The following is a 16,570-nucleotide window of genomic DNA, read 5'->3' as shown; positions in this document are numbered from 1 at the left end:
AAAATCCTCTTCTGTAATAGGTAACGACCTTGTGCCTATAGATTGCCCCATGCCCATAGTTGTGATAAACATCCATTAATTGATATTAGTGTTTAGGAAAATTAAACAATGAGGCCAAGTCTGGAGGATATGCAGGTATTCCTAGCCGTTGTAGAGGCGCGCAGCTTCACACTGGCAGCCGACCGCCTGGAGCGCACCAAATCAGCAGTAAGCCAAGCAGTTACCCGGCTGGAGTCTGATATCGGCACCCGCTTGCTTTACCGCAGTACCCGCTCCCTATCTCTCACCGAGGCCGGCTCAGAGTTTTACGCCCATTGCCGGGAGATCAAAGATATTTATAACTCAGCAATAGCGGGTCTTAGGAATAGCGGTGACAAATTGGCGGGCTCCCTATCTGTAACAGCGCCTCACGCACTGTGCGAGCCAGTAATTATTCCTGCAATCATTAAGCTGGCCGAGCAGCACCCGCAACTGAGAATCAGGCTGTTAGCCAATGACTCACCCATGGATTTGATTGAGTCGCAGGTAGACCTGGCCATTCGCGTAGGCAGTCTTGCACTTCAATCGGCAAAAGTTTCAAAGTTGGGATTGTTAGGAGAAAGTCTCTACGCCAGCCCGCAGCTTATTGAAAAGCTATGTGGCATTCCCTCAGACCTTACTGAACTACAAAATTGGCCGCATATCGCTAATGATTGGCAGGGCATGCCATTAAAGTATGAATTGAAAAGTGGGATTCAGGTAAAAGCCACGCCTAAGGTTCGCTGTAACTCCCTACACGATATAGTACAGTTAACCGAAGCCGGAATTGGGATTGCCAGGTTGCCCGATATTATCACTCGAAAAAAAGTGGATACCGGCACACTTTGTCCAATAACATCTGTTGCCGCTGCCCCCATTCATTATATGCATCTATTTTCAAAGCGACCTCCTGTAAAGGTACATACATTTATTAAAGCTGTTAAGGCCCAGTTGTCGTGTTATTGCTGAAACTAGACACATAACAGAAACTATTTAACGCTATAATTCAAGAGTCTTTCTACTTCTCTTACTCTAATTTTAGGCTTGCTTTATTTGCTATTTCAGCAAGCCTAAAAACAATCTCTTCAGAAAGATTATCAACTTTACTCGACATTACCAATGACTCCCCCTTAAAATATCGAGCAAAGACTAACGAGGTCAATAACAAGCCTGCAGCATTGGGGTGGCTTCCATCTTGCGTATATAAATTAATAGCATCAGGTGATGAACTTAAACTTTCCCATACTTGACCGACTGGCACTATTGAGGCCCCACAAAGATTTGCTATATCCTGATATCCCACTCTGAGGCGCTCCTGCATCATACTTCTTGTATCAGTTGGTACATTCTGAGTATCACCATTTTTACGCCCCCAAGTTAAATAAAGTAATGGCTTCGCTCCAGAGAGAGAAACTTCTTGACAGATTTTCTTGGCATAAGGATGTATTTCTTCTAAGCGCTGAGCCTTAGAAAAAGATGGAAGCTGACTCTGCTCTTGGAGCACAACAAAGTCCCAGGCATTTTGGCGTATCGCGGATAAAGTGATCTCTGAATTAGCATGTTTTTTCAAGGTCCAACCATTGGAAGCAGCAGTTTCGAAGTAGACATCAACTCCATTTTCCCCTGAAATTTGCTTTATGATTGGCGGAAGAGGAAAAGTATAACTATTACCGATAAACAGGATGTTTATTTGCTTATTACAATCCAAATCAGACCTGCAACCCAGCAGAAAAATAGAAACCACTCCTAAAAATATTAATAAAGGTACTTTAGCTCCCAATTGCTTCACACTGATATCCCTGCAATTAAACATCAATATAATATTCAGGTTAACAATCTCTTATAACCTGATTCAATTTGACGGCATAAAAACGATACAGCTATCACAAAAAGAGAAGTTACTTTCAGTCTATATACATGAGGAGTTCAATAAATGATTCTAGAATCATCCAGCTCAAGTAGAAAGGAATTTAAACTGTTGAGGATATCGCTAGATCATTTTTTCACATACATTCACATTCAAAATGATCGGCATCTAAATGCCGATCATTTTTATACCTAACCAATCTCTAAAGACGCAGTAGACTACAACTTTGGAATAGCACTAGGTTCAGCAAAAAACTACATTGATATTTTCAACTGAATATGCAGTACACCCCCACTTTTACCTATTACAGCGAAAGTACTTATGCGTTGAGTCTTTGGTATAACGTACTAATACCGTTCCACCAGAGGCAAGAGAGTAAACTTCCTCCGACGTCCACGTCTCCCCCTCACCTTTCATGTTAAGAACCAAATGAAGATTGCCATCACTCTGGCTGGCTGACATTAACTCGCCTGAAGACTCACTAAATTGAATGCCATTGTCCGCCAGAGTCATTGAGTCGACCGCTGAAGAAGTATTACAGGAATCCTGGGTTCCAGCCCATTGGCCCTGGTACTTAGGGGGTACAGTAGACATTGCACAAGCCTGGATTAATCCGATTCCCAGCAACACACAGAAAAAAGAAAGAGATCTCATTCAAGTAATCCAATAGCATTTATAATAAGAGGGATTAAGAATATAAGAACTCTAAACTATATCCAGTACTTCCGTCTCAAATAAGCCCTGTCATTGGCTAAAACCGTGAAACAGTCATCAAACGACAAAGACTTAAGGCAAGCAACATTGCTCCTCTTTACACACAAACGCCTTCCCATTCCGAAAATTCTTTCTAACTTATTCATAGGATTTGGGGTTAGATAACAAGTTTTGATTAATACACCCTGATGAATCCCCCAAAAACCATCACTAGAAACTATCCTCTTCAATATCTACTGGCGATAAAGGTCAAGGTAAAGAAATGGATGAGATTCAACAGCTAAAAGATCGACTAGCGATTAGTGATCTACTCGCCCGTTATACATTAACTATCGACAGTAATGATGCCCGAGGCTGGGCTTCATTATTTACACCCAATGGCCGATTTGAGCATGGCAATATTATGATTCGAGGAAGAGAAAAACTGGAGCGCTACGCAGCGGTTCACAGCAAGTTGGGAAGCCGGCATATTACAAGCTCCCCCCTACATTTTATTTCTGAAGATGGGCAATCCGCCTCAGGGAAAGCAACGACCGTAGAAATCATAGCAACACGATCCGGCTATCGCATTTCTGCTGTTGGAGAGTACCGGGACAAACTCGTTAAAGTCGATGACAACTGGTTAATCGAATGTCGACGAGGAGAAGAAGTTAAACTTCCTGAAGCTCCTGATTTCCCAATCCTCAGCGCCGACCCGGATGCCGGAAAAATAATGAAAATATTAATAGATGCTTGGGATGACTTAGGTGAGCCAATACCTGAACCTCCCCAAAAATAAAAATAAATCCTATTTAGTAAGCCGAGCTAATTAAGTGCACGCAGCGGCACATCATCGCGGCGCCCTATTGATGCCCCTAATATTTTCACTAAAAATTCGGTTAATACCCCTGCAGTAAAGCCCCAAATTTCGTAGTTTTCATACATATACGCCGGAAGGTATATTTCCTGGTTATCAATAATAATACGATCAGTGCGAATACGCGGGTCTGCAAGAAAGAAAGACAGGGGGACTCGAAATACTGCATCCAATTCTCCTGGGTTTGGGAACAATTGGATATCCGGTGAAATTATCCCTACCCAAGGAGTCACATGTACTTGCCAGCGCGTAGTCCGAGGCCAAAGGGGGCCGAGTACGCGCACGTCATCCATAGGTAGGCTGACTTCTTCTTCCGCCTCACGCAAGGCGGTAAATTGAAGCGATGGGTCCGTGGCATCCCAGCGCCCCCCAGGGAGAGAAACTTCACCGGAATGTGTGGAGAGATTTGCAGAGCGCTTAGTTAGAATTACTTGAGGGTCCGGCTCTTCTGTCAGGGCAATCAGTACTGCGGCATGGCCTTGCAGGTCAGGTCCTGCCGGAACCCTTGCTTCCAAGTCCTCAATTTGCCCTACGATTTTCTGTTCAATAATCTCTAGCATAAATCTGTGCCCTGCCCCGATCGCTGCGGGGGCTCCATAACATTCATCATACCGTTTTTCAGCGGTAACACTGAGCGATATGCCACAATATCCATTTGTGACTTACCACCCTACCACACAATCAACAGCTTGGCTCAGGTGGATTCAGACCCACCATTCACGGTCTTATCCTCATCAATTTTGGGGGTATAGCCCCCTTTCAGCTTTTCCCGCACCGTTTGCACCAAGGCGTAATACACAGGCACTAGCAAAGTGGCGAAGAGACTCGCAGCCAACATACCGCCAAAGACCACCAGCCCCAGGGAAACCCGGCTCACTGCGCCAGCACCGGTGGCGACCAGTAGTGGAATTACCCCTAAAATAAAGGACATGGCCGTCATTAATACCGCGCGGAATCGCAGGCGCGTGGCCGAAAGAGCCGCATCCGCAATAGACCGCCCCTTATCGCGTTCCACGCAGGCAAACTCTACTATCAGAATCGCACTCTTTGCTGCCATCCCAATCAGTAATACCAAGCCGATCTGCGTATAGAGATTGTTGATGGACCCCGCGATAAATACCGTAAACATAGCGCCACCAATCGCAATGGGGACGCACAACATCACTGCAAAGGGGATAGTCCAGCTCTCATATTGGGCGACCAAAAACAAGTAGACAAATATAACGGCCAAAGAGAACAGGATTGGGGCCAGATTACCCGCGGTCACCTCCTGTAAGCTGATGCCCGTCCATTCGTATCCATAACCTTCTGGCAACTTTGATGCCAAGTCTTCCATAGCATCCATCGCCTGGCCACTGGAATACCCCGGTGCCGGTGATCCATTGATAGTGACGCTGTTATATAAGTTGTAACGGGTTATTGTTTGGGGCGCGACCACCGGAGTAATAGTTGAGATAGAAGTCAGCGGTACCAAACCGCCACTATTGGCACGAACATAAAAACCAGCCAGATTTTCCTCTTTATCGCGAAATTGAGCATCGGCCTGAGCGATTACACGAAAGACCTTTCCATATAGGTTAAAGTCATTGATGTAATAGCCACCCAAAAAGGTTTGCAACGTTAAATACACATCCGGCAGGGGGACCCCAAGCACATGCGATTTTTCTTTATCCACCTTTAATTCAAGCTGCGGTGTTGCGGCCTGAAAACTGGTAAAGGCCTGGGAGATTTCACTGCGCTGATTGGCATTGCCCAGCAGGTCAAACAAGACCTGTGACAATTCAGTAATACTTCGCCCCTGTAGATCTTCGAGTACAAATTCAAATCCACCAACAGTGCCAATACCCGGAAGTGGTGGAATGACAAACGGCAGCACTTGCGCATCGGGAATTGCAGATAATTTTTTCTGTACCCGATCCATAATGGCAAACTGGCTATCTTCTCTATTCGTGCGGTCATCCCAGGGTTTTAGCACAGCAAACATCATTGCCGTATTGGAAGAAACACTGCTGGTAAGCAGGTTGTAACCGGGCACACCAACCACATGAGCCATACCTGGCTCTTCCATTAGAACATCGGTCACTTGATTGACAATGGGTCCGGTTCGCTCCAGGGAAGATCCATCTGGCAACTGCACGTGCAACATAAACGTGCCCTGATCTTCATCGGGAATAAAACCGGTGGGGATTCGGGTAAAGAGCAAATAACAGAATAATAAAATCAGAATAATTGAGGCGATACCGATAAGCGGTATTTTGATACAAGCCCTCACCATTCCCACATAAAAACCTGTAGAAATATGCAGAGCTTTATTAAAGAAACCAAAAATACCGGTCTCCTTAATACCGGCAACTTCCCCGTCTTTACTCGGCTTTAACAAACTGGCACAGAGAGCCGGACTTAGTGTGAGTGCATTCAGGGAGGAAATGGCCACCGCCATTGAAATGGTGACAGCAAACTGCTGATACATTTTTCCCGTAATTCCCGGCATCAACATTACCGGGACAAAAACTGCAAACAAAACAAGGGTAGTAGCAATAACGGGGCCGGTAACTTCACGCATGGATTCCAGCGCGGCTTCCTTTGGCGGGAGGCCATCAGCCATTAACCGCTGGGTGTTTTCCACCACGATAATCGCATCATCTACCACTATGCCTATCGCCAGAATTAAGGCAAACAATGTGATGGTGTTAATCGTCATCCCAAATGCCAGCATTAAGGCAAAGGTGCCTATCAGGGATACGGGAATAGCAATGGCTGGTACCAGCGTAGAGCGCCAATCCTGCAGAAACAAAAAAACCACCAGGATTACCAGTATCAGGGCAATAATCAGGGTTTCCACGACTTCTTTAATTGACGCTTCTACAAACAAGGTGGTGTCGTAGAGAATCTCCGCTTCCAGCCCATCCGGGAAGCGCTTCGACAACTCAGCAACCTTGGCCTTAATGCCATCGGCCACTTCGATCGCATTTGCCTCGGGCAGCTGGTACACCCCTATCACTGCTGAAGCCTGGTTATCCAATTGCCCATAGGAAGAGTAAGATTCACTTCCCAGCTCCACCCTCGCCACATCCTTGACTTTTACCATGGCACCATCGGGCTTGGCGCGGATGGTGATGTCCTCAAACTCGCGGGGAGAGACCAAGCGCCCCTGCACCAAAATATTGTATTGGAACTGCTGATCTTGGCGGATCGGTGGCGCCCCGATCTGACCGGCAGCTACCTCTACGTTCTGTGCCTGCACAGCAGAGATAACATCTTGGGCGGTGACATCTAACGAGGCCATTCGGTTGGGGTCGAGCCAAAGGCGCATGGCGTAATTGCGCGAGCCAAAAATAACAACACTGCTCACCCCCAGCACCCGCGCCAATTCATCTTTTAAATAAATCTCGGCGTAATTTGCCAGAAATAATTCATCAAACTTTTCATCTGGGGAAAACAAATTGACTACTAGTAACAGCGTGGTGCTCTGCTTGGAAACTACCACCCCATCTCTTTTCACATCCTCAGGTAGCTGGGGAGTGGCCTGCTCCACCCGGTTCTGAACATTAACCTGGGCGATGTCATCGTCGTAGCCAGGCTTGAATGTCACTGTGAGACTGTAGGAGCCATCATTGCCACTGGTGGAAGACATATAATCCATGCCCTCCACACCATTAACTTGCGACTCAATCGGCACAGCCACACTATCGCGCACTACTTCGGCGCTGGCACCGGCAAACGTGGCGGCGACATTGATGGTCGGTGGCGTTATTTCAGGGAATTGCGACACCGGTAATTGTGGCAAGGAGAGTATCCCAGCGAGGGTGATCAATATGGAAATAACAAAGGCGAATCGTGGCCGCCGGATACAAAAGGCACTAATCATGGGCAGCGACAGCTATTTGTAGTCATCGTCATGCCCCTCAGATTCAGGGCTTGCTGGTGCCGCTTCCCCATCAATTACCCGTAGCTCTCTCTCCCCTTGACTGTCTGTAGAGCCAGATTTCGCCGCAGAACTACTACTTTGCTCGGCGGGAGGGGCTGGTGGCGCTTCAACATCGTAGGGGTTTCTAGGGGTGTTTTGCGGCGTCACCGGCTTTCCTGCGACAACCCTCTGCAAACCATTAACGATTACAGATTCACCGGCGACAAGCCCGCGATCTACAGCCCACAACTCCCCTTCCCTCTGCCCCAAGGTCAGGTAGCGCTTCTCCGCAATATTATCTTTGCCCAAAACAAAGACATAACGCCCCTGCATATCCTCCATGACCGCTGACTGGGGTACCAGCGGCCTCAGGGCGTCATTGCCGGTGTAGACGCTTATGGAAACTCGGGCAAACTGGCCCTGTACTAATAGTTGGCCTGGATTGGGAAACAGGGAGCGCACCGCTACCGATCCGGTATTGGGGTCGATCTGATTATCGATAAATACGATTTTGCCCTTATGGGGGTAGTAATTGCCGTCGGGTAACTCAATACGTACATCCAGGCGAGTGGGACTTAAACCCTCTCGCTGCCGCCTCTGGGAATCCACCTGCACCGCATAAAGTTGCTCTTCAGGCACTTCAAAGAGCACATAAATGGGGTCCATTTTTACGATGGTGGCCAGGGGATCGGTGCTTGGCCCCACCAGGGAACCCACTGGAAATTCTGTACGCCCGATTCTTCCAGTGAGTGGCGCGTAAACTTTGGTATAAGAAAGGTCCAGCTCAGCGCTTTGCACTTTGGCGCGATTGGCATCGACTTGGGATTCCGCTTCCTCAAAATTACCTTCAAGCTCGTCCATCTGTACCTGGCTGATAGCCCCAGTGGCCACCAAACGTCGGCCACGGTGGAAGTTCCGCTCAGCAACTCTCAGGGAAGCTTGGGATTGTTCCAGAGTGGCGCGCTGATTCGCCAGTTCGGCAATAAAAGGGCGCGGGTCAATTTCAAACAGTAACTGCCCTTTCTGGACGGTTTCCCCCTCGGTAAAATTGCGGCTCTGGATATACCCTTGTACTCGTGGGCGGACTTGATATTCATCAGTAGCCTCTACCCGTCCGACGAATTCAAAGCGGGGGATAACAGGCTCCTCCCTAACAACCAGCACTTCTACTGGCGGGGGAGGTGGCGCCTTTTCCTCTTCGCCTTTACCGCCACAGGCGCAAAGGGCAAGGAGCACTAGTCCGAGCAGAAAAAAATGCGCCATCGCAGGGTAGATACCGCCTTTATACTTCAACATCACTAACAACTATAGGCGTCAACCGGTCCTGAAGCTGGCGCTCAAATCTCGCATGGGTATACTGACGCCATGAAATTTTGCAGCCAATGCGGCAGTAACGCCGTAACACTTTCCATTCCCAAGGGCGATGACCGCCCCCGCCACATCTGTGGCAATTGCGGCGCCATTTACTACATCAACCCCCGTGTTATTGTCGGAGTTGTCCCTTACGTTGGCGACAAGGTGATGCTGTGCAAGCGCGCCATACAGCCGCGCCTGGGGCTCTGGACTCTGCCTGCCGGGTTTATGGAGAGTGGCGAAACTAGCGAAGAGGGCGCCTTGCGGGAGTCCTGGGAGGAAGCCCGGGCCAGTATCCGCGTGGACGAGCTCTACTCCGTCTACGATATTCCCCATATCAATCAGGTCTACATGATGTACCGGGGTGAATTGACCGATATGAATTTCGGACCCGGGCCTGAATCGCTCGAAGTTGAGCTATTTCGCGAAGACGAAATTCCCTGGAGGGAGATTGCATTTCCCATTATGCACCGCACTTTGGAGCACTATTTCGAAGATACCCGTATCGGGCAATACCAGTTACACCGCGGTGTCATCAATCGAAAGCTGTAAACCACTTTACTTAGTTAGTTAATGACCCTGCATTAAAAGGATGTTTGCATGAAATACTTTCCAATGCTCGGTGCCTTGTTACTGGTAGGCGTTGTCCTGCCTATGATTTTACCGGGCCCAGATGGCAAACCCATCATGTCACCCTCCGACTGGCTGCCGCAAAAACCGGATATTTCAGCGATTCGCGAAACCGGTGAGCGAGCTATGCAAAGTGTGCGCGAAACCACCCAGGAATCAGTGTCAAAAATTGAAGAGTTGGCAGCTTCCAGCGAGCTCGTATCTCAAGGGGATTCTGACAAGCAAACATCTGAGGTTTTTACCTGGAAAGATAAAGATGGGAACTGGCACTTCTCAGACACCGTGCCGGAGGGATTGGATTCACACGTGCGTATTCACCGCGTCAAGCCTATGAATACAGTCACTGCCAATGACCCTATTGAGTTGAGATCCGACTCGATCGTTGAAGATAGTAGCCCCGCCGAAAATAAACTGCCGACCCATCACACCAGCGTTTCAAAATTACTGGAAGATGCGAAAGCGATCGAGCAAAAAAGCCACGAACGACAAAAAGTACTCGATAGCCTTTAAGAGGCCTCTGCTTTATTTAAGCCGGCACTACTGCAACGCTCATCCAATCGCCAGAGGTCAAACGCCGGTTCTTCATAGGGGTGGGCTGCTCGCATTGCATCGAGAGCAGCATCCACCAGCTCATCGGCACAGACCATCTCCACACGGTATTCCATCACAGTCTCGACCTGGCCCGACTGACCAATAAATGGCTGACTCCCATCCAGCGGCCTGAACTGTCCCTCTCCCAGAACTTGCCAACAACAACTATCGTAGTCGCCAATACGTCCTGCACCCACGGAAAATAGCGCTTGCTTTACCGCTTCCAAGTACGGCTCGGGAATATAAACACAGAGCTTATACATTAATAATCGTCCTTCTCTTCCCCAAAAAACAAAGAGGCCTCTTGGGCCCCTTTGTTTACCGGCAGAGTATTTTTAAAACATCATAGTCATTAACTTGCGCTGGAACTGAGTGGCAACAGGGTCGCCAGCACCCAAACTTTTTACAATATCCAGGAACGTCTGCTTGGCAGCACCATCGGCAAAGCCCATGTCTTTACGTAAAATATCCAGCAATAATTGCAATGCTTCTTCATAGCGGTTGGCCTGACTGTACTGCACAGCCAGTTGATAAGCAGAATCGCTATCCGCAGGGTTTTCTTCCAGCGCCTTTTGCAGAGCCTGAATTTCTGGAGTTTCCGCTGCCTGTTGCTTCAGCTCCAATTGAGCCATCAGCTGCTGGTATTCCGCATCCTGATCTGCCAGCAGAATTTTACTGAGCACAGTCTCCGCTTCCTGGGCACGGTTTTGGTCGAGCAGGATAGCAGCCAGTTGTTTGGCGATATCAGTGCGCTCAGAAGATTCCGTGTAAGCCTGACGCAACAGCGGCAGGGCTTCCGCCACTTTATCTTCACCGATTAACGCTTTTGCCTGCTGCAACTTTATGTCCCAGGGTTTTGGCAGATACTTATCCAGCATCTCACGAATCTGTGTCTCTGGCTGCACACCGGCAAAGCCATCTACCGGCTGGCCATCTTTTAAAACCATTACCGTGGGCAAGCTGCGTACACCCAGCTGACCCGCCAGCATTTGCTCGGTATCTGCATTGACCTTCGCCAATAAAAACTGACCACTATACTCATTGGCCAGTTTTTCCAACACCGGCATCAACTGCTTGCACGGCTCACACCAATCGGCCCAAAAGTCCACCACTACCGGGCGCTTCATGGACTCTTCAATCAGAATTTGCTGGGCGTTCTCTGCCGTTACATCGACAATAAATTCGTTCACATCCTCTCCTAGACTAAATCTGGGTATTTCTATTCTCAGGGGCCTCTAGCGGTAGAGCAGCTCCGCTCCATAGGCCAGTTCCAGGGACTCCCGCTCAAGCTTGCGAAGCCCCTTAACCACCAGACCATATGAGCGATCTACCATTCGCTCAATCTCATAATCGGGCACTGTGCCATCCAACAACACCGTATTCCAGTGTTTCTTGTTCATATGGTAACCCGGGATAACACCGGAAAAGATGTCCCTTAAGGCCTGGGCTTCATCGGGATCACACTTGAGATTACTGGCGTCCACCCCGCGGTAACAGCTTAAGGTAGCAAACATACGCCCCTTAATCTTAAATACCGCTACATCCGGGCCAAAAGGAAAATCCTCGATAGCTTCCGGTCGCGATAGTAAATACTCTCTCAAAGTGCCTTTTTGCATGATTACCAATCCAGGGATGACGGCAGGCGCGGCGAGGATAATAAACGGGTAAAACGCTGCCAACGCTCTTCATTATTTTGACTGCCCTGCTCTACATAATCAGCAACCAGTGTCTTACCCCAATTGTAATTAATTACGTAGGCGCCGTATGCATCTACAAAATCCTTCCGTTGTGCCGCCTTGGCGGGACTCATCAAGGTATATTTCTCAAACAACGCAGGTACCTGCGCGCCCTCAATTTCCCCGTCGATATACTGGCGGGCAATCTCATTGCCGGCAAAGCCCAACTTATCTACCAGGGCCATTACCTGCTCATACTTTTCCGCCGTTTTCGGATCCAGGCCAGCTAGGGGGTAGAGAACTTCCATTTCAAAGCGGGTTTTCTCTTCACCGGGGAAAGTCAGCTCAATTCCGTAGTTTGCACTTCCTTCCGCAATCAGTGATTGTGGACTGAAAAGCGGGTAAACGCTGTACTCTGCCCAACCCCGTTCCTTGACCAGAGTTTGCTCCAACAGCGCGTTATAAGTGTGATGCCCCGGATACCCTTCGTGACACCCCAGGTCAATAGCCCTATCTATCGTAATAGGCAGGCCATTGTTCACCTGTATAAGACTGTGCGAACGCCCCTTATACCAGTTGTAGCCACTCCAGGGTTTGTCGCTGACATACTCCAGTACAAAACTCTCATCCGCTGGGAGCGAAACATACTGCTTGCTGCGCGCGCGGCATTCTTTAATGGCGGCATCAAATACGGCCTGAAGGCGATCGGCAGGAACTTCATAAGCTTTGCGGAAGCTGGCTACCCTCTCACTCAAGGGCTGCTCACCTGGGAGTAATGCTTCCAACTCCTCCAGCATGGGTTCAAAACTTTCCAAATCCTGCTGCGGGGGCTCGGTGTCGTAGAGGGTTCGAGCTTCATTGGCGAAGCTTCTCGGGCTCTCTCCTGCTAGACTACGAGCATGGAACACCAGGGCCCGCAACTGTGTCTTCAGGTAATGCATACGCAGGTTTTCGATAGACCCATCGCCGTCGATTACCGCTGGCAGCTCTGCCAGTAAAGACTCACCGCGCCGGGCGATATCTGCAGCGCTCGCATTACTCTTGGTGGCAGTTTCACGCAATTCAGCCGGGCCGTAATAGGCATCGACATAGCTGTCGTCGTGATTTCCCAGTTCAAGTACTAGAAGGACATAAGCCTGGGCCAGACTATCCATCGCACTATCTCCACTATCGGATTTGGGAATTGTTGTAGTCGATTGATCATCAACCCCGACTTCAGAATCGGCTTTTTTATTAGCTGTAGTTTGGCCATCACAAGCCCCAAGCAGCAGGGAAATAGCCAGCACTGGTAGCGCCTGTGCCAGTGTTCTCAAATGCATAATTCTTATTTCTCTCACGTACATTAACAATGGGAACTGGAGACTAATGGAATCAGGCCCCTCCAGGACCGAGGGGCAGTGACATCAGGAACGCTAAAACAAATTAACCCTGGCGGCTGGGCTGCTGTTCTACGTCCTCCCCTTCCCCAAGGCTATCGCTGCCACCTTCATCCAGGGGCTCCCCCTCCCCATGAACTTCAAACTCATCGGCCACCGGAGCTTTGCGCAATACCAGGAACCCAGCCACTCCAGCAATTACTGATGCCAGTAGGATACCCGCTTTAGCTTGGATCAACAGCTCATATTCAGAGCTAAAGGCCAGCTCGGCAATAAAGATCGACATAGTGAATCCAATCCCGCCAAGGAGTGCAACACCGACAATGTGTTGGAAATTGGCGGACTTAGGCAACTTGCCCCAGCCCAGCTTCCAGCCAATCCAGGTGGCGCCAACGATACCCACCAACTTACCCACAACCAAGCCGGAAATGACCCCAAGGGTGACAGGGTTTATCACTGCCGAAGAACTGGTAAAACTACTAAAGGGAATACCGGCGTTAGCCAATGCAAAAATAGGGATTATTACGAAGCCCACCGGTGTGTGCAGGCGGGTTTCCATACGCTGTAGCGGTGATTGCGCCAGGTTGACGCCATTTCCCAGCGCCATCACTCGGGCGCGCAACGCATCGTTAGCAATAATCTTATCGCCTGGCCGGAAACAGCGGTCAAAGCTGCGAATAATATCCTTTACAAAGGAGCTAAAAGCCACCGGGTCATATTTGGGTTTGGCCGGCAGTGCCATTGCCGTAATCACCCCCGCAATAGTCGCATGTACCCCCGCCAGGTAGAACTCATACCAGAGCAGCACACCAACGAATACATATGCCGGAGAACTGCGAACCCCCGCCGCTTTTAGCAGCCACATAATCACTACCAGGCAACCCGCCGCAATCAGCGCAGTGATATTCACCTGTTCGGTATACCAGATTGCAATCACTAAAATTGCGCCCAAATCATCCACAATGGCTAGCGCAACTAGAAAAGTAACTACCGCACGAGGCACCCGATTCCCCAAAAGGGCAATACAGCCGACAGCAAATGCTATATCCGTGGCCATGGGAATGCCCCAGCCGCGTTCTGCACCACTATCCGCATTAAAAGAAGCGTAAATAAGTGCCGGCACCACCATTCCGCCAATTGCCGCCATCACAGGAAGTACAGCCTGGCGAAGGTCGGACAGCTCTCCCACCATAAATTCACGCTTTAACTCCAATCCCACCAGAAAGAAAAAGATCGCCATCAAGCCATCATTGATCCAGTGATGTAAGGAGAGAGAGAATTCCCAGTTTCCCGCGCTGAGGCTGATGGGCATGTGCAACAGGTGTTTGTAAGCCTCCTGCAAAGGAGAGTTGGCAATAACCAACGCCGCCAGAGCTGATAGCATCAGCAAAATACCACTGCTGCTTTGGCGATGGATAAACTCTTCAAAGGGAGTTACCAAGCGCCCAAAGGCACCCTCAAGTGGCGCCTCAAAGACCTTTCCCTTGCGAATTTTGAACTTATCCAGAACGCTTTTTGCCATCAGCTAACCTCCTCCTTACTAAAGATTAGTCCCACAATTTGCGGAGCCGCACTTCTACCTGCTGGAGCCAGAGGTTAGCATGGCCCCTGTATTCTCAATTATGTAAACAGGATTGCACCGCGAAACATGACCCGATTGGATCAACTGCTTGTACAGAGAGAGCTGGCAAACTCCCGCACCCATGCAAAGAAACTGATTGATGCCGGAAGGGTCATGGTATCCGATGGCGGTACCCTCCAGCCCGCGCGCAAGGCTGGGCAGAGCATTCCGGAAGATTGCGCCCTTGAAGTCACCCCCCTACCGGAAGACCAGTATGTTTCCCGAGCGGGCCTGAAATTGGCCGCCATCCTCGACCAGACAGGACTGAACCCCTCTGGGTGGCACGCACTGGATGTTGGCTGCTCTACTGGCGGTTTTAGCGACTGCCTACTTCAACGGGGAGCAGCATCAGTTGTCGGTGTTGATGTTGGGCGAGATCAGTTGGCGCAGAAGTTACTGGATGACCCCCGTATGCACCTATTTGAAGGGGTAAATGCACGCCACCTGGAAGCTTCCCAAATCTCCCCCCACGGAGACGCATGTTTTGATGCCATCGTTATGGATGTCTCTTTTATTTCCCAAGCACTCATTCTGCCGCAGTTACCCGCCTTGCTTAAACCTTCGGGACAACTCTTAAGTCTGGTTAAACCGCAATTTGAGGTGGGCCCGGAGGGGATCGGCAAGGGTGGTCTGGTGCGTGATGCCGAATACTACCCGGAGGTACGCGAGCGTATCACTGCCTTATGCGAAGATTTGGGACTTGAGGTGAAAGAGTATATTGACAGCCCAATAAAGGGCGGCGATGGCAATCGGGAGTTTTTACTTTGGGCCACTCGGCATCCACGCTAACCTGAATTTCTTCAGGTGAATTAAACCTCACAGAAAAAACCTTTGCTGAAGTTTCGATAGCCCTAACGAATAAGGGCTATCTACCGAGTTAATATTTAAATACATATTTAGTTAGCTTGATATGCAGCTTGAAAAGATTTCTCAACGCGTTCAGCCCAGTCGATTCATACACACCTGCTGAACAAAGGCCAAAAAAGAACTCACCTTTGGCAATTTTTGTCGATGTTGCGGGTAGAGCGCATACAGATCCACCGGTGGCATCTCCCACTCAGAAAATACTGACACCAATAAATCCGCAGCTACTTCTTGTTGGCACATATAGTCGGGGAGAATTGCTATTCCACAACCATCAACCAGCATCTGCTTTAGCATCAAGAAGTCATCGACTCTCACTCTCGGCTCGATCATTATCTCTCGAACATCAGTGCCATTCGTTAAGTTCAACCTGCCACCATACTGTGCACTGCTCATAATTAGAAACTCGCAATCGGCCAAAGATTCTAACTCGGCATTCAGATTCTGCCGCTCTATGTAATTTGGGCTAGTGTATAAACGGCGCCTAATTTTCCCTAATTTCTTGGCTATCAACCGAGAATCAACCAACTCTCCCACGCGGATAACCAGATCGTAGCCCTCCTCAATCAAATCCACTCTTTTGTTAGATAGAGTTAACTCCAATTCAATATCAGGATGGGCCTGTAGAAACTCACCCAGCACATCTTTCAATATCGCATGGCCTACACCAACAGAGACGCCCACCCGTAACTTACCGCACGCCTTGCTCACTAAACTGCCGACTTTGCTTTCTGCTAGATCGACTTCATGCTGTATTCGTCGGCAGTGTTGCAAGTAGGTACTGCCGGCTTCAGTCAAGCTTTGTGTGCGGGTGGTTCGCTCTAGCAAAGTGACTCCCAGAGCATGTTCCAGCCTGGCAATTTTTCGGCTGAGATTTGCCTTAGGCAAATTAAGCCGTTCCGCAGCTGAGGTAAAACTACCTGCATCCACTACTGCCATAAAAAGCAGCATGTCGTTCAAATCAACGTTACGGCCCATCCTATGAAACCTGCAAAGCTCTATTGTTGTTAAAAATGGAATAATGATTACAAAAAATAACTATATATCAAACAAAAAGGGATATCTAGAATGACTCCATCGACTACAGCAACAGACAA

Annotated in this window: 16 protein-coding genes; 5 read left to right on the top strand and 11 right to left on the bottom strand. The window is 49.0% G+C overall.

Annotation, left to right across the window (positions count from 1 at the left end):
- Positions 1-108 precede the first annotated feature (108 nt).
- Positions 109-987, top strand: coding sequence for a LysR family transcriptional regulator (locus ACJJII_RS12510; RefSeq protein WP_444916406.1), 879 nt, complete (start codon positions 109-111; stop codon positions 985-987).
- Positions 988-1,045: 58 nt separating this feature from the next.
- Here the strand turns inward: ACJJII_RS12510 and ACJJII_RS12505 are convergent, their stop codons facing one another.
- Both ACJJII_RS12505 and ACJJII_RS12500 read right to left on the bottom strand, forming a co-directional pair.
- Positions 1,046-1,807: a hypothetical protein gene (locus tag ACJJII_RS12505; protein ID WP_444916405.1), complete on the bottom strand. Its 762-nt coding sequence runs from the start codon at positions 1,805-1,807 to the stop codon at positions 1,046-1,048.
- Between the two features lie 375 nt (positions 1,808-2,182).
- Positions 2,183-2,539, bottom strand: a complete 357-nt coding sequence (locus ACJJII_RS12500; RefSeq protein ID WP_444916404.1) for a hypothetical protein — start codon at positions 2,537-2,539, stop codon at positions 2,183-2,185.
- Between the two features lie 322 nt (positions 2,540-2,861).
- On the opposite strand from ACJJII_RS12500, the gene ACJJII_RS12495 reads away from it, so the two are divergent.
- Positions 2,862-3,377: a nuclear transport factor 2 family protein gene (locus ACJJII_RS12495; protein WP_444916403.1), complete on the top strand. Its 516-nt coding sequence runs from the start codon at positions 2,862-2,864 to the stop codon at positions 3,375-3,377.
- A gap of 26 nt (positions 3,378-3,403) precedes the next feature.
- Here the strand turns inward: ACJJII_RS12495 and ACJJII_RS12490 are convergent, their stop codons facing one another.
- The 3 genes from ACJJII_RS12490 to ACJJII_RS12480 all read right to left on the bottom strand — a co-directional run bounded on the left by ACJJII_RS12490 (position 3,404) and on the right by ACJJII_RS12480 (position 8,658).
- Positions 3,404-4,015, bottom strand: a complete 612-nt coding sequence (locus tag ACJJII_RS12490) for a CoA pyrophosphatase (protein WP_444906063.1) — start codon at positions 4,013-4,015, stop codon at positions 3,404-3,406.
- Positions 4,016-4,149: 134 nt separating this feature from the next.
- Positions 4,150-7,323, bottom strand: coding sequence for an efflux RND transporter permease subunit (locus ACJJII_RS12485; protein ID WP_444916402.1), 3,174 nt, complete (start codon positions 7,321-7,323; stop codon positions 4,150-4,152).
- A 12-nt stretch (positions 7,324-7,335) separates the two neighbouring features.
- Positions 7,336-8,658, bottom strand: coding sequence for an efflux RND transporter periplasmic adaptor subunit (locus ACJJII_RS12480; protein ID WP_444916401.1), 1,323 nt, complete (start codon positions 8,656-8,658; stop codon positions 7,336-7,338).
- Between the two features lie 69 nt (positions 8,659-8,727).
- Here ACJJII_RS12480 and ACJJII_RS12475 point away from each other — a divergent pair, with 69 nt between their 5' ends.
- Together ACJJII_RS12475 and ACJJII_RS12470 are read left to right on the top strand one after the other, a co-directional pair.
- Positions 8,728-9,267, top strand: a complete 540-nt coding sequence (locus ACJJII_RS12475; RefSeq protein WP_444916400.1) for an NUDIX hydrolase — start codon at positions 8,728-8,730, stop codon at positions 9,265-9,267.
- Positions 9,268-9,315: 48 nt separating this feature from the next.
- Entirely contained in the window at positions 9,316-9,855 is a 540-nt protein-coding gene (locus tag ACJJII_RS12470) for a DUF4124 domain-containing protein (protein WP_444916399.1), read from the top strand.
- Here the strand turns inward: ACJJII_RS12470 and ACJJII_RS12465 are convergent.
- The 5 genes from ACJJII_RS12465 to nhaA form a co-directional block, all read right to left on the bottom strand.
- Positions 9,852-10,199, bottom strand: coding sequence for a YqfO family protein (locus ACJJII_RS12465; protein ID WP_444916398.1), 348 nt, complete (start codon positions 10,197-10,199; stop codon positions 9,852-9,854). The genes ACJJII_RS12470 and ACJJII_RS12465 overlap by 4 nt on opposite strands.
- A gap of 72 nt (positions 10,200-10,271) precedes the next feature.
- Entirely contained in the window at positions 10,272-11,126 is an 855-nt protein-coding gene (trxA, locus tag ACJJII_RS12460; RefSeq protein WP_444916397.1) for a thioredoxin, read from the bottom strand.
- 45 nt (positions 11,127-11,171) lie between these two features.
- Complete coding sequence (locus ACJJII_RS12455; protein ID WP_282931699.1) at positions 11,172-11,552, bottom strand: MmcQ/YjbR family DNA-binding protein; 381 nt, start codon at positions 11,550-11,552, stop codon at positions 11,172-11,174.
- Between the two features lie 2 nt (positions 11,553-11,554).
- Positions 11,555-12,931: a hypothetical protein gene (locus tag ACJJII_RS12450; protein WP_444916396.1), complete on the bottom strand. Its 1,377-nt coding sequence runs from the start codon at positions 12,929-12,931 to the stop codon at positions 11,555-11,557.
- 103 nt (positions 12,932-13,034) lie between these two features.
- Positions 13,035-14,510 carry a Na+/H+ antiporter NhaA gene (nhaA, locus tag ACJJII_RS12445; RefSeq protein ID WP_444916395.1) on the bottom strand — a complete coding sequence of 492 codons (1,476 nt, stop codon included), beginning with the start codon at positions 14,508-14,510 and terminating at the stop codon, positions 13,035-13,037.
- Between the two features lie 126 nt (positions 14,511-14,636).
- Here nhaA and ACJJII_RS12440 point away from each other — a divergent pair, with 126 nt between their 5' ends.
- Positions 14,637-15,398 carry a TlyA family RNA methyltransferase gene (locus tag ACJJII_RS12440; RefSeq protein WP_444916394.1) on the top strand — a complete coding sequence of 254 codons (762 nt, stop codon included), beginning with the start codon at positions 14,637-14,639 and terminating at the stop codon, positions 15,396-15,398.
- 150 nt (positions 15,399-15,548) lie between these two features.
- Here the strand turns inward: ACJJII_RS12440 and ACJJII_RS12435 are convergent, their stop codons facing one another.
- Entirely contained in the window at positions 15,549-16,451 is a 903-nt protein-coding gene (locus ACJJII_RS12435; protein WP_444916393.1) for a LysR family transcriptional regulator, read from the bottom strand.
- Positions 16,452-16,570: the final 119 nt, after the last annotated feature.

The organism is Microbulbifer maximicatervae (SeqCode), assembly GCF_052467825.1.
Note: the sequence above shows the minus strand (reverse complement) of the source record. Positions and strands in the feature narration are given on the sequence as shown.